Source organism: Candidatus Laterigemmans baculatus (assembly GCF_010367455.1).
Taxonomy (GTDB): Bacteria; Planctomycetota; Planctomycetia; order Pirellulales; family Pirellulaceae; genus Laterigemmans; species Laterigemmans baculatus.
The window spans coordinates 1-21,845 of sequence record NZ_WRPR01000137.1 but is presented as its reverse complement, the minus strand read 5'-3'; the positions used below and the strand labels follow the sequence as shown (position 1 = coordinate 21,845).

Below are 21,845 nucleotides of genomic sequence, written 5' to 3'. Positions count from 1 at the left end.
CGGGGATCGCAGTCGAGATCGTTCTCCCTTCACCGGCTCTCTCGTCTCTGGCGGTACTTCCATGCGTCGCACGTGCTATCGTCTCGGGCTGCTCGGGCTGGCTTGGAGCATTGGGCTGGCTTGGATCATTGGGCTGGCCGGTGTGGGAGGGCTCTCTGCCGCTGGTGCTCCACCAGCCGATGTCCCGCTCGCGGAGGTTTCGCTTCGACCGCTCGACGGTCCAGCCGCGGTGACGCAGCCGGCCGCAGAGTCCAGCGAAGACGCAGAAGCTTATAACGCCGGTGGGGCCTATGACGCCGGTGAGGCCAGCGGATCCGCGGCGGTACCAGCGGTCGAGATGCCGCACGGCGTCCGCTTTGGCAGCGACGTGCCCTCGCTCCGCGTCCACACCGAGGGACCCGACACGCTGGTCGTGGGCAAGCCGGCCGAATACCAAATCACCTTGGCGAACCAGAGTGAGTTCGCCGCCGGCCAGGTCAGCGTCCGCGTCCAGATTCCGAGTTGGGTGGAGCTGAATCAGCAGGCGGCGACGGCGGGAGCCATCGAAGGGCAAGCGGCAGCCGACGATGGGAGCGGGCAGCTGGTGTGGCGCGTCGAGCGGCTTGCCGCCCGCGGCGTGCAGACGCTGACGCTGATGCTCGTGCCCCGCGCCGGTCGCGCGTTTGACTTGGGGGTGGATGTTTCGGTCCGCCCGAGCAGCTCGGCGACCAAGATCGCTGTCAAAGAACCCAAGCTCGAGCTCCGTCTCGAAGGCACTCGTGAAGTCGTCTCGGGCGAGCCGGCACGATGGACGATCACGGTGGCCAATCCAGGGACCGGCGAAGCCCAAAACGTCCGCCTCGAATTGTTCTCTGGCGACGCGAAGGTGGGAACCGAGCGGATCGACCGCATCGCCGCCGGCGACCAGCGGATCGTCGACGTCGCTCTCCCCACGCCTCGCGGCGGTCCTCAGCAGCTCCGGGCGGTCGTGGTCGCCGATCCGGGCCTCTCCGCCGAAACGTCCACCCGCTACTGGGTCCGGCGGGGCGAGTTGGGGGTCCACGTCCAGGGGCCCGCCTTCGAGTACGCCGGCTCCCGAGCGACCTACGAAGTCCGCGTTCGCAATACCGGGGACGCGGTGGCCAAAGACGTTCGGATGCAATTCATGCTGCCCCCCGGAGCCAAGTACATCGGCCGAGTCGAGTCGGGTGCGGCCGATCCCCAGGAGTTGCCCGCGGGGTTGCAGTGGACCATCGCCAGCATCGCGGCGGGGAGCGAAGAGGCGTTCCGGATCGGCTGCGAGCTGAGCCGTCCGGGAAATCATCGAGCGACCGTGCAAGCGGTGAATGCCGAGGGGCTGCAGGCGGCGGCCGAGGTTCACACGCAGGTCGAAGCGTCCGCCGATCTGCAACTGCAAGTGATCGATCCGCCGGGGCCGCGTGCAGTCGGCTCGGAAGTGGAGATCGAAATTCGGGTAACCAATCGCGGTACCGCCGCGGCCCGCCGCGTGTACATCTCCGCCCTCTGCGACGCAGGGACCGAGCTGGTCGACGTCACCGGCAGCGCCAGCATCGAAGCGGGGCAGATCTTTTTTCAGCCGCTCGACGAGCTGGCGGCTGGTGAAACGTTCGCCGAGCGGGTGACGATCCGCGCCGCCGACGCGGGAGGCCGGATCTTCCGGGTCACCGTCGAGAGCGAAGAGCCCAAACTGCAACTGGCCTGCGATGAGCACACCCGGTTCTTCGTCCGCAACGAACTGCCGCGGCACGATCCACGACTGGAGGCCAGCGAAACCACCCGCACCGCCGCTCCGCTGCCGCTCCGCAAAATCCCGATCCGGTAGAGCGAGAAACGGGCCGAGCTACGAGAAAGGGCCGGTTGAGAGTGCAGCGTGTCGTGGAGACCGCTTTACGAGGCTCGCTCAGCCTCGGCGATATGGAGTGCCGCGCGGATGAGGCCCAAGTGGGTGAATCCTTGAGGAAAGTTCCCGAGCAGTTCCCCGCTGTCAGGATCGATTTCCTCGGCGAGGAGTCCGAGATCATTTGCGTAACCGCAAATATGTTCGAACAGCTCTTTGGCTTCCTCCACTCGCCCGGCTTGCGCCAGATTGCCGACCAGCCAAAAGCTGCACAGGGTGAAGCACCCCTCGCGGCCCGGCAGCCCGTCGTCGTTGAGGTAGCGGTAGAGAAGGCCATGGTGGCCGAGTTGCCTGCGAACCTGCTCCACGGTCGAGAGGAACCGAGGATCGGTCGCAGGCAGGAAGCCCACCAGCGACATCGTCAACGCGCTCGCGTCCACCGTCGTGCTTCCAAAGGACTGGGTGTAGGCGCCGACGCTCTCGCAGTAACCCTCGGCGACGATCGCCTCTCGAATCTGCTCTCGTTCGCGCCGCCACACTTTAAGATTTCCCTCGAGCCCTGCGTCTTCGGCTAGTTGCAGGGCCCGATCGAGCGCGACCCAGCAGTACAGCTTGGAGTACAGGAAATGCCGCGGCTCGCCACGCAGTTCCCAAGGCCCGTGATCTGGCTCTCTCCACCCGCGAGCGGCACAGTCGGCCAGTTCCCGGAGGAGGTTCCAGAGCTGAGGGCGGACGGGGCGCGGGAGGCGTTCCAGACACAGGACGACCGCGGCGAGGGCGTGACCTTCCGCATCTCGCTGCGTCTGACCGGCGGCGGCATTGCCGATCCTCACCGGACGGGAGCTGCGATAGCCTTCCAGGTGATCCAGCACCCTTTCCTCAGGCGTGGGACGGCCGTCGACGCTGTACATGATTTGCAAGCCGTCTTCGCCTGCTCCCCACAACCGCTCCAGCCAGGAGATGAATTGCATCGACTCGTCGTGGTAGCCGAGCTGCTGCAGGACGTCGAGCATCAAACCCGAGTCGCGAAGCCAAGTGTAGCGATAGTCCCAGTTGCGGGCACGAGACTGTCTGGCTGCGTCCGGTCAGCGAAGCTCTGCGGGCGGCGGCGGTTTTCCGGGAGATGGCAGTTACACCTGCCCGAAGAGAAGGTTGGGAAAAATTCAGCGGCGTCGGTTGCCATTGCCACCGGCTCGATCCGATCGGTCGTCGCTCCGGAGTGCTGGTCACAGCAGGTGCGAATCTGAACATGAAAACGACCCTCCGTCGCCCGCAGCTGAGTGGCCCGCAGCTGAGTGGCCCGCAGCTGAGTGGCCCGCAGCTGAGTGGCCCGCAGCTGAGTGGCCCGCATGCGGCCACTGACCGCAGACTCCGACTGCGAATTTCCCTCTACCTGATGGGGGCTGCCGCCGTAGCTGGCGGGTGCGTCGCTCCTGGTGCTCCGAAAACAGTCCCCCTCGCGGTCCGCCACGCAAGCCAGAGGAGCCACACGACCGCAGAGACGCACGCAGTGCTGGACAAGCGGCCTTCCTTCGAGCAGCCGAGTAACCGGGCTGACTCTTCCGAATCGAGCCTTCTGCCCGACGTTCGGGTCGCTCCGGTCGGCCACGTCGTCGAGGCCAAGCAGGTCGTTTTCGACCAGTCTCCGTCAGACGCACTACCGGGCGGCAATGCTGAGGGATCGGACGCTGAGGAGCGGAATGGACTGGAGCCCGCCCCGGTTCCCACTGCTCCGCAGGATGCTCCCACACCGCAACCCGTCGAGTACTTCATCGCCGAGGCGCTGCGGTCCCATCCGCGGCTCGTTTCGGCTCGACTGCGAGTCGCTGCCGCCGCGGAGCGGATTCCGCAGGCGGTGGCGCTGCCCGATCCGATGTGGAACAACACCTTCTGGCCGATCGAAGACCAGGCGTTGCAAACAGCCGGCGGCCGAATCGCCCATCAGATGGCACTCCAGCAACAAGTCCCGTGGCCGGAAAAGTTGCGAGCCCGTGGGGCGATCGCCAATCGCGAAGTGGGGATCGCTCAGGCGGAGTTGGAGCAGGCCGAGCGGGAGATCGTCGAGTCGGTGCGGTTGGCTTACGCCGAATTGTGGTACGCCACCGAAGCGATCGCGGTGGTCGAAGACAATCGCGCGCTGGTCGCCGATCTGGTGACGCTGGCCGAGACTCGCTACCGCACCGGCGGAGCGCAGCAGGACGTGCTGCGAGCGGAGCTGGAAGGAGAGCGGCTCGAGGACGAGTTGATTCGGCTTCGCCGCCAACGGGAGGCGGCTCAGGCGGACCTGGCCGCGCTGCTGCAGCGTCCGCTGGAGCTAGCGCCAGAGCCGGTGCGGGAGCTGAATCTGCCGGAAAGTGCCGGGGAGCTTAACCAGTTGGTCGATGCCGCGCTGGCCTGCAATCCGGAGCTGCGGGAGTTGGCGTGGCAGATTGCCCGGGATCGCGAACGGGTGCGACTGGCCTGCCTGCAGCGATACCCCGATCTGCAGCTCGGCGTCGGTTGGTCGGCGGTGACCGAGGATGATGCGCTGAGCGGGGTCGCCAATGGCCACGACAACCTCAGCTTCACGCTCGGCGTGACGCTGCCGGTGTGGCGGGAGAAGATCGACGCGGGGGTGCGTGAAGCGGCGGCCAACCGAGCGGCCACGGTGCGGATGCGGGAAGCCGAAGAGGATGCGATCTATGGGAGGATCCGTCGGTTGTTGGCTGAAGCGGAAGGGCTGTTTCAGCAGCTCGAACTTTATCGCACGCGGATCATTCCGCGAACCGAGCGAACGCTGCAGCTGGCGACGGCCGATTACCGGGGCCAGCAGACCGACTTTTTCAATCTGATCGACATCTACCAGGAGCTGCTCGTCTACCAGGTGCAGGTCGCACGGATGGAAGCGTCGCTGGCGGCGACCTTGGCCCGGATCGACCGCGAGGTCGGCTGCCCACTGCCAACGGGGAATGCCAGGCCCGAGTGAAGCCTGGACGGCGACAGATCTGGGAGGTCGGAGCCGCCACGGCAAGATTTGCCGGTTATCCGGGCTGTGCCGCCTCCAGCGGCGGCGCCCCGCGGATTTCGCCGGAAACGGTCGGCTGCCGAACCTGAGGGTCCGAAAGAGTGAATGACCCAGGGGCCCCGCCAGAGGAGCGGGTCCCGCAAACTCGATCGGGCCGCGGGAGCGGACAGGGACGCCGATCGATCCCACACGGCGAAGAGGAGTTCGGGCGTGGTGCATCGGGGTTTTGCATGGAGTGGCAGCTTTGCAGCCACGCGGATCTTCGGGGCGGCGATCGTGGCCGCCGCGCTCGGCGGGTTACCGGCGGTCGCCTCGGCCGATGAGCCCGACCTGACCGACGTGACCGATCCGGTCGCGGCGCTCCCGGCGGAGTACCTGCCGCCACCGCCGCCGAAGATGCTTCCGCCGCGCGATTGCCTGCAGTGCCCGGGCCCTGCCCCGGCGGCTCCCTGCTTCGCTACCCACCGCGGCTTCCTCTACTACGGCAGCTACCCGTGGGATGACGATCCGGCCAATGGTTTCGATGACTGCCCGGGAGGCCGCTGCGGACGTCCAGGAGCGGCGCTGTCGCTGTGGTGGATCGGGATCCACAACCCCAAGGCGGCTGGTGCTCACCGCCACCACGCTTCCCACCGGGGCCACCATCACCGCTCCGCCCCGCTCGGAGGAGCCCGCTGATGAAACGTCCATTCTGTTACACCAGTGTGTTCGTGAGCTTGGCGCTTGTCGGCTGTGCGTCTCCCTCGGCTCCGCTCGGCGGACTGTCGACGATGCCGGCGGGGGCGGCTGGGGCGTCGCCCACGACCGCTTCGATCGCGAGTCGCGAAAGCGCAGCTGTCTCGGCTCCTGAGTCGAATGGGGTGGTCTCGACGGTCACCTTCCAGGACGAGTCGGCTCCCACTCCGCCCCGGCGGCAGTTGCTCGATGAGCCGGCGATCACGCCCGAGCGACCGTACTCGTCGACCGAACCACGAGCGCCGGTCGAGAGCGGGAACGTCTTTTTACCGGTCCCTGCGATCCCGCCGACGCCGAGCGTTGCTTGGGAGCTTTCAGCGATGGCGTTCGACGGCCAGCCGATCGAGGTGGCGCCGCTCACGCTGACTGAGCTCGAAGCGATCGCCTGCCGCAGCAACCCGACGCTGCTGCAAGCGCGGGCGCAAGTGCAGGGGGCGCTCGGCAAAGCGATCCAGGCGGGGCTGTGGCCGAATCCGACGTTGATCTATCAAGCCGAGCAGATTGGGCTCAACGACACTCCGGGCGAATTCCATGGAGGTCTGGTGCGGCAGCGGATCGTCACCGCGCATAAGTTAGATTTGAGCCGCGAAAAATTTATGGCTCGCACGCGGACGGCGGAATGGGTCGCGCTGGCCCAGCAGTATCGCGTGCTCAACGACGTCCGGATCCACTACTTCCGAGCCCGCGGTCGCCAAGAAGTGGTCGAGGTCCAGCGGGAGCTGTTGAAGAACGCCGAAGACCACGTTGTCACGTTCCGAGAGATGTACAACGTCGGGCAAGCAACGCGGGCCGAGGTGCATCAAGCGAATGTAAGATTACAGAACCAGCGTCTGAATCTTCTAATGGCAGAGAATGATTTTCGCCAAGCATTTGAAGAGCTGACGGCGCTCAGCGGTGTGGATCTGCCGTCCGGCGGGCTCGAGACGCCGCTCCGCGGGGAACTGGAATTGATCGACTATGACCAAGCCCTGGATCGCTTGCTGCAGGAGAGCCCACAGATCGGTGCCGCTCGGAGCAAGCTCGAAGCGGATCGCCTCACCATCCGCCGTGAGATTGCGGAACCGGTGCCGGACATCATCGTTGAAGGAGGAGCCGGTTACAACTTTGTCGACAGGCAGACAGTCGCCGCAGCAGGAGTGATGATGGAGGTGCCGGTTTTCGACTGGAACCAAGGGACCATTCGCCAAGCCGAGGCGGATTACTCGCGGCAAGTCGGAGAGTTGCGGCGGACCGAGTTGGTTCTGCGGCAGCAGCTCGCGCAGCAGTATCGCAACTATCTCACCGCCGTTCAGCAGGTCCGCAACTATGAGCAAGTGATTTTGCCCGAAGCCAAGTTGGCGTACGACCTGCGGCTGCAAAGCTATGAGGACGATCGAGCTCCCTGGACCGATGTCCTGCAAGCTGAGCAAGACTACTTCACGCACCGCGTCGAATATATCCGCAGCTTGATTATTTGGCGGGAGAGCGAGGTCAGCATCATGGGCTTTCTGCTGCATGGCGGGCTGGCTGATCCCCCCAATCCCACGCCGCCGGGACACATCGACGCCGTGCCTCAGCCTCGCTAAAGGCAACTCGAGCGGCACCGCAACCCGCCGAGGGGGGAAGTTCAATCGCGAGCTTCCCCCCTCGCTGCGTTGCAGCGTTGCGCCACTGTCGCTACCGCCAGCCGGCCAAGCCGATGCCGCACGGAGGCGGGATAGACCTCGGTCTAGAATGGCTGATAGCGATTGAGTCCAGAGATTGCATCAGCCGCTGGGCGCTAGATCGGATCAGCCGCCACGCGCTCGGCTCTGTCCCCCTGAGCCGACGGCGCTAGCCGCGGGTTCTGCAGCGGAAAGCGAGCCCGGTGGCGGCGGACGAATAGTCCCCGCTAGATGTCACCCACCTGAGAGAGGCTTCGATGAGCGACGACAACAGCCGACGGGAATTTTTGCGCCGCGGAGCCGTAGCGGCTGCTGCAGGAATCGTGGGGGGAGGATCCGCCGCGGCGAACGGCCAAGATCCGCCCGCCGCCGAGGCTCCCCCTGCCGAAGATCGAAAAGCGAGCGGTGCAGAGGCGACCGCTGCGGAATCGAGCGAGCGGCTGCCCGAAAAATTCCAGGAGTACTCGCGGTACCGCCCCAGCTATGGGGGACCACCTGAGAGCGACAGCTATATGGGCAAGCTGGTGCCGGGGCTGCGCGCTTCGGGCCTTCCTCCGGTCCGCGTCGAAGCGCCCGATCTAGGCAAGCTGCCGTGGAAGATGGTCAACGGCGTCAAAGAGTTTCACATCTACTGCGAACATGTCCGTCGCGAGCTGTTGCCGGGCAACTGGATGGACTTTTTTGGCTACAACGGCAGCATGCCGGGACCGACGATCGAGGTACAACAGGGGGACCGCGTGCGGTTCGTGGTTCACAATCAGCTGCCCGAGCCGACCACGATTCACTGGCACGGTCTAGAATTACCGGTCGAGGAGGATGGTGTCCCGGGGCTGACGCAAAAGCCCATCCCGCCCGGCGAGACGTACGTCTACGAATTCGACCTGCACCAGGCGGGGACGTTTTTCTATCACTCGCACATGCCGATGCAAGAAGCCTTTGGCATGGTCGGTTTTTTTATCATCCATCCCGCGGTGGCTCATGACCCGCCGGTCGACCGCGACTTCTTGCTCCTCTTCCAGAACTTTCGCATCGACCCGAACCAGACGATCCCGCTGGCTTCGAAGTCCCCGGCTATCCGCAGATGATGCAAGGCCAGGAGATGACGCCGGCCGAGATGCAAAAGATCGAAGGTCGCCGCGAGACCCGTGGGATGCGGCCGATGTGGCACATGGGCGTCAAGGGTCTAATGACCGTAGTCCGCGTGCTCCCGGACGACCTTTACGATCTCGTGATGCACAGCGACGAGAAACTGCAGCCCGGGCAGGTGTTTGAAGAGATCAAACGCCGCCGCGGCAAACCCGAAGGCAGGGAGGAGACCTAGCTGCCGGCGAAATTTTTTGGGGCGTTGCGGATGCAGCAAGCTCGGGCCTGCCCGTCCCCCGCGATCGCGGTAACGCTTTTTTTGCTCCTCTTGCCGGTTCGCTGCGTATAGTGGTAAGAGTCCGCCATTGGACGCACTTTTTCCGCTCAGGCAGATCGACGTGTTTGGCTTTCGCCTCTTCCGCACCGCCGCTTATGTGCTGCTCATCGCTGCTGTAGTGATGCAGCCAGCCGCTGCGCTCGGCGTGGGGGCCTTCTGCCAAGCGGCCGAGGGAGGCGTCTGCTGTGCCGAGCCGGCTCTCGACGCTGCAACCTGCTGCCGCGATTCCGATGCGTCCTCCTGCTGCGGGGGAGATCCCGCCGCGGCAGGCGAAAGGGAACGAAGCTGTTGCTGCGAACATGCGATCGTGGCGGGCGATTCGCTGGCGGGCGATTCGCTGGCGGAGGTCGAACGAGCCTGCACGTGCGGGCGCGTTTCGCAGCCGCTGAGTGATGCCGGTTCGCGTTCAACCAATCAGGACCACCGCACCCCGTCGCAGCTGGCCTTCGCTGCCTTCGCAACGACCGACGCCCTCAGCGGCGGCGAGTCTCGGCGCGGGGGCGTGGCCTGGCCGCCCTCTCCGCCGCGATTTTCGCAGCGCTGTCTCTGCATCTGGCGACTGTAGCCTTGCCGCGGCGGGTGGTTGCTGCGCCCGTCGCCTCTCCGAAGCACGCATCAAGCCATTCGGTTTTTTGCCTCCCTGCTCCATTCCCTCGCCGCCAACGGCGACGTGCGCTTGTCGCTGAGCGAACGGCCCCGAAGTGAGCCTCGGGCTGCACTTGCAGAGACTCTTCGATGAATCCAGACGAACATCCGACCTCCGCCTCGCCCGCTTCCCCACCGCAAACCCCCCCACCGCAAACCTCCCCCCCGCCATCTGCCGAGAGCGGCGGCCCGGTGGCGCCGCGGCCGGGGCAAAGCCGACTCCGATGGGTGGGCTGGGGAGCAGTGAAAGTGGCCGCGTTCGCCGCCCTTGCCACGCTCCTGTTGTTCCTGGTCGGGCTGGCTCAGCGAAGCGGCTGGCTTGGGGCCGCCGGTCGCGGAGCCACAGAGGACTCCGCGGCTGCGAGCGGTGGCGATGAGGAAGCGCTCTACATTTGCCCGATGATGTGCACTCCGCCCTCGACCGAACCGGGCCGGTGCCCGGTCTGTGGCATGGAGTTGGTTAAAGCCTCGAGCGGTGGAGGGGGCGATGGGATTTCCGTCACCATCGAACCGGCTGCGCGGCGGCTGCTCGGGATTCAAACCGCGGTGGCCCAGAAGGGGGCGGTCGAGCGAACGATTCGCACCATCGGCTCGATCGATTACGACGAAAGTCGCTTGGCGACGATCTCCGCGTACGTCGACGGCCGACTGGAAAAAATGTACGCGGATTATGTGGGAGTGCCGGTTAGCCAAGGCGACGATTTGGCGTTGATCTACAGCCCCAAACTCTACTCGGCGCAAGCGGAGTATGTCGCCAGCCTCGAGGGAAGCTCACTCCAAAGACTCGGCGGCAATGTCAACCTCACCGAGTTGGCAGAGGAAAACCTGAGTGAACTGGGAATGACCGCCGCGCAGATCGAAGATCTCCGCAACACCCGAAAACCCCAATCCCGGATCCGCATCTCCTCGCCGCAACGCGGTACGGTGATTGAAAAGGCCGCCGTCGAAGGCGACTACGTCAAGACGGGGCAGAAGATCTATCAAGTGGCCGATCTCAGCTCCGTGTGGCTGATGCTGGATTTGTTTCCCGATGACGCGGCCGTCGTTCGGTTTGGTCAGCAGGTGGAAGCGGAGGTCCGCTCCTATCCGGGAGAAGTTTTTACCGGCCGCGTCGCCTTCATCGATCCCACGGTCGACGCCAAGACGCGGACGGTTCGCGTTCGCGTGGAGATGTTGAATTTCGATGGCAAGCTGCGTCCGGGGGACTATGCCACGGCCCGCGTGTCGGTCCCCGCGGTGCCGAGCGATCAGACCTACGATCCGGCGCTGGCGAATAAATACATCAGTCCGATGCACCCGCAGATCATCCGCGATGCTCCCGGGCAGTGTCCGTTGTGTGGGATGGATTTGATCCCCACCTCGCAGCTTGGATTTTCCAGCGAACCGTTGCCCCAGCAGCAAGTGGTCACGGTGCCGCGGAGCGCGGTGCTGATGGCCGGAGACAATAGCGTCTTGTATGTCGCCACCGAGCCTGGTCGGTTTGAGGTGCGACGCGTCTCGGTCGGCATGCGGACCGACGACGAAGCGGTGATTGTCGCAGGGCTGGCCGCCGGTGAGACTGTCGCGACCGACGGAAATTTTCTGATCGATTCGCAGATGCAGCTGTCAGGAAATCCGTCCTTGCTGGATCCCTCGAAAGCGCCTGCTTATCCGCCCGGTCCTCTGCCGCTGCCCGAGAGTGAGCCGGCCCTACTAGCCGACCAAGCCGGGGCGGAATTTGACGCTGCGTATGCCGCCTACTTCGACGTTCAAGCGACTCTCGCCGCCGACCAGACTCCTCCCCCTGCCGCAGTCCGTGCGCTGGCGGAGCATCTTTCGCAGCTGGTCGTGAGGCCGGAGTTGCCCGACGCGGCGCGACAGGAGCTCGATCGGGCTCGCCGCCACGTGGCCCGCCTGAACGCGTCCCTCAAGGAGGCTCGAGACGCATTTCGCAGCATCAGTCATGCGTTGCTCCGCGCGGCAAGCCAAGTGCGCGGCCCGGAGACGGCGCGAGGGCTGGCCCACTTCTACTGCCCGATGGTTCCCGGTGGTGGAGGCGACTGGATGCAGAGCAGCGGGGAGTTGGCCAACCCCTACTGGGGAAGTGAAATGTTGCGGTGTGGCGAAAAAGTCCGCGAGCTGAGCATCCGCGGCGGTGCGGCTCTTTCGAACTCGACGCGGCAGAGCTAGGAGCGAGCGGATGTTGAACGCGATTATTCGATTCTGTGTGAAAGAGCCATGGTTGGTCGTGTTGCTGGCCGTGGGGATCGCGGTGGCTGGCTGGGTGAGCTTCCGCCAGGTTCCCATCGACGCGATTCCCAACGTCGGGGAAAACCAGGTCATCGTGCTCACGCCGTGGCCGGGCCGCTCGCCTAAAGACATCGAGGACCAGATTACCTATCCGCTGAGCGTCTCTCTGCTGGCGGTCCCCGGCGCCGAGTCGGTGCGCGGCAAGAGCCTGTTTGGCTACAGCTTCGTACAGGTAACATTTGCCGATGGCATCGATTTCTACTGGGCTCGGAGCCGCGTCTCCGAGCAGCTCGGATCGGCGGCCTCACAACTACCCGATGGCGTCACTCCGCAACTCGGGCCCGACGCGACGGGGCTCGGGCAGATCTACTACTACACGCTGCAGCCTCCCGCAGCAGGCATGAATCTAGCAGACCTTCGCAGCCTGCAGGACTTCGTGATCAAGTACGAACTGCAAGCGGTGGAAGGGGTTAGCGAAGTCGCATCGATCGGTGGCTACGTGCGGCAGTATCAGATCGAAGTTGATCCGGACGAGCTGCGCTACCATGGCATCGGGCTCGCCCAAGTCATGGAGGCGATTCGTGGCTCCAACCTTGACGTGGGGGCAAAAACTCTCGAAGCGACCGGGATGGAGTTTATCGTCCGAGGCAAAGGTTTCCTCGGGTCCGACGGGGACGCCGCAAAGGCGATCCGCGACATTGAAGAGACGATCATCGTACAGCGCGACGGGGTTCCCGTCCGTGTTCGCGAGGTCGCCGACGTGCAGCTCGGACCTGACTTCCGCCGCGGAGCGCTCGACTACAACGGGGTCGAGGCCGTCGGAGGCGTGGTGGTGATGCGGTATGGGGAGAACCCCGGCCAAGTCATCGATGCCATCAAAGCCAAGATCGCGCAGATCGAACCGGCGCTCAAAGGGGTCAAGATCCATGGTGTGTATGACCGCAGCGGTCTGATCGACGAAACGATCGCCACGCTGACGCACGCCCTTCGCGACGAGGTGCTGATCACGGCGCTGATCATTCTCTTGTTTCTGCTGCATATCCGCAGCAGCTTTATCGTCGCCATCTGCCTGCCGACCGCCGTGCTGTTGTCGTTCATCGCCATGCACGTCTTCGGGGTCGATGCCAACATCATGTCCTTGGCCGGGATCGCGATCGCAATCGGGACGATGGTCGATATGGGCATCATCGTCTCGGAGAACGTCTATCAACATCTAGCGGAGTGGGAGAACAGCGAATCGATCGCCCCGCACGGCGAGGGCACTGCGCCCGAAAGCGAGCGTGCGGCGGAATCAAAATCCCGGAGTGACGTGGTCTACGACGCCTCGGTCGAAGTCGCTCCAGCAGTCGTCACGGCGGTCGCCACGACGATCGTCAGCTTCCTCCCCGTCTTCTTTCTCACCGGCCGCGACTACCGGCTGTTTTCGCCGCTGGCGTACACGAAGACGTTCGCCATCGCTGCAGCCATGGTCGCCGCAGTGACTCTCGTCCCGGCTCTCAGCCGGCTGATGCTTCGCAGTTCCCCGCGGAGCCGGTGGGCCGCTCTCCTCGCCGCCTTGGGACTCGCAGGGCTGCTCGGTGCGGCGGCTCATTTCCTGTGGGGAGGCGAGCTGGCCGGTTGGCTCTCGCTGCCCCGCTGGACCATCACCCTCGCCACGGCGGCGGGGGGGGGTGTGCTGGGCTGGCAATGGACGCGGGAGCGAATCCGACCGATAGAAGAAATCCCCTCGAGCCGCTTTGTGCGTTGGATCTACGCCGCACGGCTTCGGCACGCTCTGAATCACAAACTCATCGCACTCTCTTTCCCCGCAGCTTTGATCGTGCTGGGCGTCGGAGCGTGGATTGGATTGCCGACCGTATTGCGGCCGGTGGAACGGGCGGCTTCGCTAGTGGGCGCCGACCTGAATTCCATCCCCGGCTACGTCGAAGCCAAGCACACCTTCATGGGGCTGCAGTCGGACGACTGGATCGCGCTCGATGAGGGGAGTTGGTTTTACATGCCAACGCTCTATCCGGCGGCCAGCTTCAGCCAGGCAGTGCAAGTCTTGCAAACTCAAAACGTGCTGATCAGCGGGATTCCAGAAGTGAAAGATGTGCTGGGCAAGATCGGCCGCGTCGAATCCGCGCTCGATCCGGCGCCGGCGGCGATGATTGAAACGTACGTCATGTTGGAGCCCGAAAGCGAGTGGCGGGAGGGCATCACTTCTCGCGATATCTGGGACGAGATCAACCGCGTCGCCACGCTTCCCGGCGTCACTCCCGCCGCCGCGTTGCAACCGATCGAAGGTCGAGTCGTGATGCTGCAAAGCGGCATCAAGGCGCCAATGGCGATCCGCATCTATGGCGATGACTTGCAGCCGCTTGCCGACGCCGCGATGGCTGTCTCCAAGCAGCTAAAAAGCTCGATGTATGTCAATGCCGGGACAGTCAATCCTGATATCGTGATGGGCAAACCTTATATTGAATTTTCGGTTGATCGCGAAGCGGCCGCTCGGTATGGCATGAGCACCGTGATGGTCAACGAGGTCATCGAGACGGCCCTCGGCGGAATGAATTTGATACGCACGGTGGAGGGGCGTGAGCGGTATCCGGTTCGCCTGCGCTACAACCGCGACCTGCGTGAACATGTCGATGAACTCGCCCGCTCCCCGGTCGTGACTCCGAGCGGTGCGGTGGTGCCGCTCGAGGAACTCGCGACCCTAAAAACCACCTGGGGACCGGGAGCCATCAACAGCGAGAACGCACGCCTCGTGGCTCATGTCGCGTTCATGACCAGCGGTGCGGCAGGAGACTTGGAATCAGTGGCCGCGGTGGAGCGGCAACTGGCAGAGGCTCAGCAGTTGCCGGAAGGAAACCCGAACCGCCTCGAATTGCCGACGGGATACTCGCTCGAAGCGGTGGGCAGCTTCCGCAATCAGATCGAGGCAAATCGCCGTTTAATGTGGATCATTCCCTTGGTCATTCTCGTCAACCTCGCACTGATTTACTTCCAATTCCGGAACCTTCCCATTTCCTTAGCCGTATTTACGGGAATCCCCGTCGCATTCGCCGGAGGAATGGTATTGGCCGGGTACATGGAAGTTGAGTTGAATACCGCGGTGTGGGTCGGGTTCATTGCCCTGTTCGGTCTGGCCGTCGACGATGGCGTGGTGATGGCGACTTATATCCATCAACTTTTGCAGCAGCGGCAGATTCACAGCATCGAGGATATTCGCAACACGGTCTACGAAGCAGGCCTCAAGCGAATCCGCCCCTGCATGATGACGACCGTGACGACGCTGGCCGCACTCATTCCCGTAATGCTCGCCACCGGACGCGGAGCCGATGTGGCGCGAGCGATGGCGATTCCCGTCTTCGGTGGAATGCTGGCCGAGCCCTTCACCTCATTTATTGTCCCGACGCTGTACTGCGCTTACTTGGAGACCAAGATGCGGCTGGGTTTGCATGATCCGGCCTGGGACAGCGGGGACGAAGCATCCTCCGAAGAAACGGACGCTGTCATGGCGGCATAAACACGAAAAGACCTGATTTCTGAGTGGAGGATGATGTTAGTTCCCGCTCACCAATTCCCTCCCCAATGGAGAGCAGAAATGAAAAGATTCACCTCAATTGGCCTATCGGCTCTGTTGATGTTCGCGATCAGCGGTCGGGAATCGCTGCGGGCGGAAGCCGAGTCGGCTCCGGAGAGTGGCGTGAACCGTTCGGCGGCGGCCCGAGGGCCCCACGGCGGACGAATCCATCAGACTGGAGGGGTGCAGATCGAAACCGTGGTCGCTCCTGGAGGTCTGCTGGTTTTTGGCTACGATCGACAGGGACAGCCGATCTCGCTCTCCCAAGGCCGCGGCATCGCTTCGCTGCAGATCGAAGGGGGAGCGAAGCGGTACCGGTACGATCTCCTTCCCGACGGGCGCGGCGCGCTGGCCGTGGCAGTCGATCTCTCAAAAATCGCCGGCCGGCAGGTCGAACTGAACTATCAGTTCGTTGGCCTGACGGCCGCCAGCGGTCCGCCGATCGGGCTGAGTGAAGTCAGCATCGTGCCGGAAAGCCCGCAGCAGCGAGCCGCAGCGGCAGCCGCGAGGCAGGCAATGCAGCAGGCTTCAGAGCGTCTCCAGGTGGTCGTTGCCAAAGCGACGCCCGCCGATGCAAAGCTGATCGCCCGACAAGCCACCTGCCCGGTGATGGACGAACCGCTGGGAAGCATGGGAGGACCGGTCAAGCTGGTCGTCGGTGACCGGCCGATCTTCTTGTGCTGCAAGGGCTGCATTAAGAAAGTTCAATCCGAGCCGGCAAAATATTTTGCTAAGGTGCATGGCGACGCTTCGGCCAACGCATCCGGAGCGCTAGCCGCAGTCGGCGGCGAACAAGTACGGCCGGGCGTGTATAAGACCGTTGCCGCCGATCTACCTTTCATCACGGCTCAGAAAACTTGCCCGGTGATGGACGAGCCGCTCGACAGTATGGGAGGGCCGTACCGCGTAGAAGCGGAGGGGCGAGCGGTCTATATCTGTTGCCCTGGTTGTGCCAAGAAGGTCGCAGCCGATCCGCAGAAATACCTCGCGGTGCTGGCCGAGAAAGGGGTGAACGCCCCGGAGTTGCGGTAACCCGCTGAGGTTTTCGCCCTCGGTCGCATCACGAGGCGCCTTCGGTCGCAGCACGAGGCGATGGTTCCCGATCTTCGCCGCCGCTTCTGGCGACGATAAGCTCCTGACCCCCCTCGTTGCTCTCCGGCAGCAGCGGAAATCGGCCGTGGAAGTGTACCGGCGGGAGTACCGGGGCGAAAAAAAAGTGAAGGTGCTGGGGCTCGAACCCAGGACCTACGGATTAAAAGTCCGTTGCTCTACCGACTGAGCTACACCTTCATCGGAATCGCCATTCGCAGCCTCAGCGGGCGGCCTTGGCGAATGGTCGCGAAGGAGAGTGAATATAGCGGTCGGGCCGCGAGGCGGAAACCGACGCTCGGAAAATTTCCGCTCCCCCGGCTCGCTCTCGATCCGCCGCGGCGCGTCCTCCGGAGATGCCTCCGAGGCGGAGAATCATTCGGGTTTCCGCGGTGCCGCGGCTTGCGGCGACGCACCGTTCGAGGGGGGGGCGGTGGCCGCGGGGGATGCGGCTCGTTCGAGCTCCAGGCCCTCGGCCCGCCATTCGACGATCCCGGCCCGCAGCCGCTTGGCCGCAACGCCCCGTTGGTTGAGCGCGTCGACTCCTTGGCGAGCCATCAAGCACCACGGCCCGCGGCAGTAGGCGACGATGTTCCGCTTCCTCTTGAGCGGCGTCAGGTCGGCCGTGTCGAGTTCCGGGAACGGATAGGACTGGGCCCCCGGTAAGTGCCCGCTGAGGTATTCCGCGCCGGGGCGGAGATCGACCAGCGTCACGCGTCCTTGGGCCACGTCCTCGGCGAGCGCGCCGAGCTGGAACGACCGCAGCAGATGCGGATCCTCATCCGCCTCGCGGGCCGCTTCTCGCAGCTCCGGGAGCAACACCTCGGCGGCACGCTGGGCCGCGGCGAGCAGCGCCAGCACCTCGTCCGACTCGACCCGACACCAGACCTCGCGACCCCGCTTCTCGTCGACCACCATCGCCGCGTCGCGAAGCACCTTCAGGTGCGCGCTGGTCGCCGCTAGGCTCTCGCCGAGTTCGCGAGCCAGCTCGCTCACCCGCCAGGCGCGCTGGGCGAGCAGGTTCAGCGCCCGCAGGCGGACGGGGCTCGCCAGAGCTTGACCGAGACGAGCGACCTGGAGGTGATGGGTGCGTTTCATGCTGAGATCATTATACGGCTCGATCCGCCAATGATCATCAGACAATTTGACGATTTCCAACTCCCCGCCGCTGGCGGCTCTCTTCTGCCGGCCTGTTTTTTCAGCTCCGAGCGGTCATGAACTGGGCCCTTCGCATCGGAGCCACGTTGAGCAGCTGCGATACCGCTGAGGGACTGAGGGGAGCGTGGGCGAAAGGAGCAACTGCACGGCGGGCAGGAAATCGGTGGGCCGGAAATCGGCAGGCAGGAAATCGGCTGGGCAGGAGAGTTGCCGAGGCAGGAGAGTTGCCGAGGCAGGAGAGTTGCCGAGCACGACGCTCGACCTTCGGCGGCCGGCACGTAGGCGGACCGCACGGGGGGATATCAGAGGATCCCCCCAGCACAGCAAAAAAGAAAAAGCGGAGCGGACAGGATTCGAACCTGCGGAAGGGTGTTACCCCTTCACCGATTTAGCAAACCGGCGCTTTCGACCACTCAGCCACCGCTCCAGGTGAGTCGCGGAATTCTTGCCCAATGGCTCCGCGAACGCAACCCATCTTTTCCCGCAAACTTTTTCGTCCCGCCCGAAGCGTTAGAACGGCGGTTCCTCGTCGTCGATCTCGTTGAACGCGTCGTTGACCGATCCGGCGTTGATCGCCGGGCTCGGGGCGCCGCCGCTGCCGCCGACCAGTTGGAACCGCATCGCTTCGGCGCTCAGGAAGTACTTCACCTCGCTCGCCGCGTCGCGCTGCCATTTGCGGCCGTTCAGGCGGTAGGTGACGTCGATTTCATCGCCCACGTTGAGCGAGTCGACCGAGTCGCAATCGTCGCGGGTGAACTCGATCGGCACATAATTGACAAAGCTTCCCTTGTCCTGCTCGAGGACCACCAGTCGCTTGCGGAAGCCTTTCGCTCCATACGTCTTGGTTTCCTCGATCATGTGGACCACGCCACGGACTTTCGCTTCGCTCATCCAAACTTACCTTCAGCTCCTGTGACTTCTCCAGCGGCGGAGGGTCTCTCCCGGCACGCCGCTTCCACGTCGATCCATCGTACCGCACCCGGCCGTTTTCGTCGCCCGGTGCCGGCCTCCCCCGCCCCGGTTGCTAAAATCGCCCACGGATTGCGCCGATTAGGGGAGGAGTACGCCAAGCGGTGCTTAGCGGTATTCTCGTGCTCAGCGGAGCGGTACTCGTACTCGTACTCAGCGCAGCGGTACTCGTACTCGAGCCCCCAATGCCCGGGCTATCCGAGGGAACGACGCTGCGCTCGATTCGAGCACGAGTACGAGCACGAGTACGAAGAAGAACAGAAGAAAGGGCGATGTGAACGCTGCTGACCGGTTTCATTTGCACATCTCCCGCCGGGCGATGGCGACCGATTTCGAGATCTTGCTCCCGCAGTCGCTCGAAGCGGGGCAGATCGATGCGGCGGTGCTCGCCCTGGAGATGCTCGAGCCGATCGAGGCGGCGCTAACGGTCTACCAAAAAGAGAGCGAAGTCTCGCGGCTCAACCGCCAAGCCTTCCACGAGCCGGTGAAGGTCGGTCCGCTGGTGCTCGATATCCTTCAGCACGCAGTGCGGCTTTCGGCGGCCACCCAAGGGGCCTTCGATGTGACCGCCGGCCCGCTGATCGACGCCTGGGGATTCACCACGCGGAGCGGGCGGAGGCCCACTGCGGAGCAGATCCGCACGGCTCGCGGCCACGTCGGCTGGCAGCACCTGGAGATCGATCCGGAGGCCAGTACCGTGCGGTTCGGGGTGCCCGAGATGCGGATCAACTTGGGGGCGATCGGCAAAGGCTACGCGCTGGACCGAATCGCCGCGCGGCTGCGATCGGCGGGGATCGGCGACTTTCTCCTGCACGGCGGCAACAGTAGCTTGATCGCCGCCGGCAGCGCGATCCCAGCGAGCGACCCGCCCCAGCGGCCCGAGTTGTCGAGCCCGCCCCAAGCGAGCCCGCCCCAATCGACCCGGCTGGGGTCGCCGGCGGCCGAGGATTCCGCCGCAGCCGAACCGGAACTTCAAGAGTCGGAGCCTCGCGAGTCGGGCTGGCGGGTGGGGCTACGGCATCCGACGCGGACCCAGCGGCATGCCGGCGGAATCACGCTCCGCGACATGGCGCTGGCGACCAGTGGTTCGGGGAAGCAGCACTTCCACTTTCGCGGTCGACGCTACGGCCATGTAATCGATCCTCGCAGCGGCTATCCGGCGGGAGACTACCTCTCGCTCAGCGTCCTCGCCCCGGCAGCGACCGACGCCGATGCGATCGCCACTGGACTGTTCGTGGGGAGCCGTGCGTTGATCGAACGTTACGCGGCGGAGCATCCCGAGCACGGAATCATCGCAGTTGCCGCCGGGGAACGCGAAGGCAGCACGCGGACGGAAACTTGGAACGTCTCGTCCGACGTCTGGAGCCCCCACGAAGAGGAGACGGGGTAAGAGGGGCCGGAGCCCTTCCCTCCCTTCCCTCGTTCGTACTCGTACTCAGCGAAGCGGTACTCGTACTCGTACTCGAAACGAGCACTAGCCTAGCCCGGATTATTCATCAGCCGCCGGGCGCTAGCCCCCGGTTCCCGAAAACGCCGTGAGAACCGGACGCAAGAAGCGTGGCGGCTGATGGATAATCCGGCCTAGCGCCGGGCGTTGGGGGATCGAGTACGAGTACCGCTTCGCTGAGTACGAGTACCGCTGCGCTGAGTACGAGAGGTGGCGGGGCTTACTTTTGGTAGCGGATGTCTTCCAGTTGCAGTTCTCGGAGCCGCCGCTGCCGCTCTTGTTCGGCTTCGCGTTCCGCTTCGTCTTGGAGCACCGAATCGCCGGCCGGCGGCGGGATTTGTCCCGCTTCGCCTTCGCGGGGCTCTTCGTCTGCGGCGCTTCCTGGAGCGCGGAGTTCGGGAGCATCGCCCGGGTCTTCCGCTGCGTGGGGATCGTCGGCGGCGTCGTAGGGGACGAGGCCGCCGGCCGGTGCAAACACGCTTCCGACTCGCCCGTGATCCCGATCGGTCCGCTGCCAGCGGCCACCGTAGGCGGAATAGGTGTCCAGTTCACACTGCTGGCACATCGAGCATCCGCCGCCGAGAGCCACGAGGAGCATGGTTGCGGCGGCGAGGTTGAGAGGTTTGCCCATGACGAAACGCCCACAGTCGACGGATGGATTGTCTTCTGTGGGTTGTATCGGTCGCACCGCTTGGTCACTTTAGGTTGACTTTGCGGGTCGGGGCGAATTAACGCACGCTGTTGCGATACGCCATGGCGCCGCGGACGTCCTGGTTGTCGCGAACCAGCTCGGTCAGCAGTTGCCACTCGGTGCGGTCGTCTCGCATGTGATCCGAGAAGAGCTGGGCGTACTCCCAGTCATTTTCGTCCTCGATCGCGAACCGCCAGTCTTCGCAGTCGAGCCCTTCGGGGACCGCGACGAATTTCAGGTGATACGTTCCGGGGGCCGACTGCAGCCAGCCGGCGAGCGACAGTTCGTCGGGGTCGCAGGAGAGGCGATCGACGTTGCGGCGGAGTCGTCGCAGGGCGTCGGCGTGGCAGACTTCGCCGGCGAGCCCCAGTCGACGGACCTGCTGCCAACCATCGCCGCTGCCGCAGTAGCCTACGTAGTCGAGCTCGACCGCCGCCTGGTGGGCGCGGGTCAGGAGGCAATCGATCAACGTGGGGTCGACGAAGGGGCGGTTGCCGGGCACGTAGGCGACCCAGTCGGCGCTGCACGCATCGGCGGCCGCCGCCAGCCGTTCGCAGACATGGCTGTAGGGCAGTTCGAGGACTTCGATCCCCGCCAACCCTGCCGTCAACAGCCCCGCGGGCATGCGAGAGCCGGTGATTACCACCTGGTTGATCCGCGCCGCCTCGCTCAGCCGGCGAGCGATCCGAAGCGGAACAGGCTGGCCCCCGAGCTGCCGCGCGGCAAACCGGCTGGCCACGCGCTGAGCATCTTCGGAACGGCAATCGCCAACATCAATGACCGCAATCGAGCGAGGCATCTCTTCCATCGTTTAGTCCTCTTGCGACGTGTTGCCAGCGGCGGCAAAGGGGGGCGGGGGGAGCGGATTCCCGTAAGGTACCGCTTTATCTAAACGGGTCAAGCTTCACCCCCGCTAGCACCTCGCCGCGAGCCCAACGGTTTCCGCCCTTTGCCCGCTCTGGGCAATCTGCGACAAGGGAGTCTCCGGTTCTGAAGCAGCGTTGTGGCAGCCCTACCGCGGCGTCCGCCTGCTGAGAAATGCGATCGCAAAGGAGTGCGAACATGACGGGATTCACCGCGATGGCGGTCGGCGCGGGTGCGTTTGCCCTGCCACTACTCGGCGTCCTCACGCTGCTGACCAGCAAGATCGCCAGCGGCGCGGCCGGGGCGATGGCTCAGCGACTCTTTTTCGCCACTCTCCTGCTCGCCACCGTGGCCACGTTTCGCACCATGATGGCCGGTGAACCGCAGTGGCTCTCCCACTCGTTGACAATCGCCGTGATGGTCGTCGGCGCCGTCGCCGTCCCGGCCGCCGGAGACGCAAGACCGGTGGAAGGTAGCAGGTAGCCGGGAGCCGGGAGCCGGGAGCCGGGAGCCGGGAGCCGGGAGCCGGGAGCCGGGAGCCGGGAG

General features: G+C 64.5%; 16 protein-coding genes, 2 tRNA genes and 1 pseudogene. 12 read left to right on the top strand and 7 right to left on the bottom strand.

The features are described 5' to 3' along the window. Positions 1-61: 61 nt before the first annotated feature. The gene (locus tag GNK13_RS20000) at positions 62-1,822 is read left to right on the top strand and encodes a CARDB domain-containing protein (protein WP_164104325.1); all 1,761 of its coding nucleotides are present in this window, start codon (positions 62-64) and stop codon (positions 1,820-1,822) included. A 65-nt stretch (positions 1,823-1,887) separates the two neighbouring features. Here the strand turns inward: GNK13_RS20000 and GNK13_RS19995 are convergent. Continuing rightward, positions 1,888-2,892 (bottom strand): annotated as a pseudogene (locus tag GNK13_RS19995) (glycoside hydrolase family 15 protein); the annotation flags it as partial. Positions 2,893-2,960: 68 nt separating this feature from the next. Between GNK13_RS19995 and GNK13_RS19990 the strand changes: the two are divergent. The 9 genes from GNK13_RS19990 (at position 2,961) to GNK13_RS21815 (ending at position 16,113) form a co-directional block, all read left to right on the top strand. Then, positions 2,961-4,802 (top strand): TolC family protein, encoded by a 1,842-nt coding sequence (locus GNK13_RS19990; protein WP_235935354.1) that lies wholly within the window; start codon positions 2,961-2,963, stop codon positions 4,800-4,802. Between the two features lie 252 nt (positions 4,803-5,054). Continuing rightward, positions 5,055-5,519 carry a hypothetical protein gene (locus GNK13_RS19985; protein WP_164104323.1) on the top strand — a complete coding sequence of 155 codons (465 nt, stop codon included), beginning with the start codon at positions 5,055-5,057 and terminating at the stop codon, positions 5,517-5,519. After that, on the top strand, positions 5,519-7,141 hold the full coding sequence (locus GNK13_RS19980; RefSeq protein ID WP_235935353.1) for a TolC family protein: 1,623 nt from the start codon (positions 5,519-5,521) through the stop codon (positions 7,139-7,141). The genes GNK13_RS19985 and GNK13_RS19980 overlap by 1 nt, the downstream gene beginning before the upstream one ends. A 335-nt stretch (positions 7,142-7,476) precedes the next feature. Beyond that, on the top strand, positions 7,477-8,304 hold the full coding sequence (locus GNK13_RS19975) for a multicopper oxidase domain-containing protein (RefSeq protein WP_315853009.1): 828 nt from the start codon (positions 7,477-7,479) through the stop codon (positions 8,302-8,304). After that, positions 8,301-8,540 (top strand): hypothetical protein, encoded by a 240-nt coding sequence (locus tag GNK13_RS22010; RefSeq protein ID WP_315853008.1) that lies wholly within the window; start codon positions 8,301-8,303, stop codon positions 8,538-8,540. Before GNK13_RS19975 ends, GNK13_RS22010 begins: the two co-directional genes overlap by 4 nt. Positions 8,541-8,667: 127 nt before the next feature. Next, a complete protein-coding gene (locus tag GNK13_RS19970) occupies positions 8,668-9,204 on the top strand; it encodes a hypothetical protein (RefSeq protein ID WP_164104322.1) in 537 nt (178 codons plus the stop codon). A 170-nt stretch (positions 9,205-9,374) separates the two neighbouring features. Then, positions 9,375-11,453 carry an efflux RND transporter periplasmic adaptor subunit gene (locus tag GNK13_RS19965; protein ID WP_164104321.1) on the top strand — a complete coding sequence of 693 codons (2,079 nt, stop codon included), beginning with the start codon at positions 9,375-9,377 and terminating at the stop codon, positions 11,451-11,453. 10 nt (positions 11,454-11,463) lie between these two features. After that, complete coding sequence (locus GNK13_RS19960) at positions 11,464-15,024, top strand: efflux RND transporter permease subunit (RefSeq protein WP_164104320.1); 3,561 nt, start codon at positions 11,464-11,466, stop codon at positions 15,022-15,024. A 78-nt stretch (positions 15,025-15,102) separates the two neighbouring features. Continuing rightward, positions 15,103-16,113, top strand: coding sequence for a hypothetical protein (locus tag GNK13_RS21815; RefSeq protein ID WP_235935352.1), 1,011 nt, complete (start codon positions 15,103-15,105; stop codon positions 16,111-16,113). 185 nt (positions 16,114-16,298) lie between these two features. Here the strand turns inward: GNK13_RS21815 and GNK13_RS19950 are convergent. The 4 genes from GNK13_RS19950 to GNK13_RS19935 all read right to left on the bottom strand — a co-directional run bounded on the left by GNK13_RS19950 (position 16,299) and on the right by GNK13_RS19935 (position 18,219). Beyond that, a tRNA-Lys gene (locus tag GNK13_RS19950) sits at positions 16,299-16,371 on the bottom strand. Positions 16,372-16,545: 174 nt separating this feature from the next. Next, entirely contained in the window at positions 16,546-17,313 is a 768-nt protein-coding gene (locus GNK13_RS19945) for an ArsR/SmtB family transcription factor (RefSeq protein WP_164104319.1), read from the bottom strand. A 353-nt stretch (positions 17,314-17,666) separates the two neighbouring features. Beyond that, positions 17,667-17,755 (bottom strand) — tRNA-Ser (locus GNK13_RS19940). 83 nt (positions 17,756-17,838) lie between these two features. Continuing rightward, positions 17,839-18,219 carry a DUF3127 domain-containing protein gene (locus tag GNK13_RS19935; RefSeq protein WP_164104318.1) on the bottom strand — a complete coding sequence of 127 codons (381 nt, stop codon included), beginning with the start codon at positions 18,217-18,219 and terminating at the stop codon, positions 17,839-17,841. A 352-nt stretch (positions 18,220-18,571) separates the two neighbouring features. Here GNK13_RS19935 and GNK13_RS19930 point away from each other — a divergent pair, with 352 nt between their 5' ends. Then, the gene (locus GNK13_RS19930) at positions 18,572-19,687 is read left to right on the top strand and encodes an FAD:protein FMN transferase (RefSeq protein ID WP_235935351.1); all 1,116 of its coding nucleotides are present in this window, start codon (positions 18,572-18,574) and stop codon (positions 19,685-19,687) included. Between the two features lie 277 nt (positions 19,688-19,964). Here GNK13_RS19930 and GNK13_RS19925 read toward each other — a convergent pair whose 3' ends face one another. Together GNK13_RS19925 and GNK13_RS19920 are read right to left on the bottom strand one after the other, a co-directional pair. Then, positions 19,965-20,375 carry a hypothetical protein gene (locus tag GNK13_RS19925; RefSeq protein WP_164104317.1) on the bottom strand — a complete coding sequence of 137 codons (411 nt, stop codon included), beginning with the start codon at positions 20,373-20,375 and terminating at the stop codon, positions 19,965-19,967. 97 nt (positions 20,376-20,472) lie between these two features. Continuing rightward, positions 20,473-21,234, bottom strand: coding sequence for an NTP transferase domain-containing protein (locus tag GNK13_RS19920; protein ID WP_164104316.1), 762 nt, complete (start codon positions 21,232-21,234; stop codon positions 20,473-20,475). A 263-nt stretch (positions 21,235-21,497) separates the two neighbouring features. On the opposite strand from GNK13_RS19920, the gene GNK13_RS19915 reads away from it, so the two are divergent. Next, positions 21,498-21,782, top strand: a complete 285-nt coding sequence (locus GNK13_RS19915) for a hypothetical protein (RefSeq protein WP_164104315.1) — start codon at positions 21,498-21,500, stop codon at positions 21,780-21,782. Positions 21,783-21,845 lie beyond the last annotated feature (63 nt).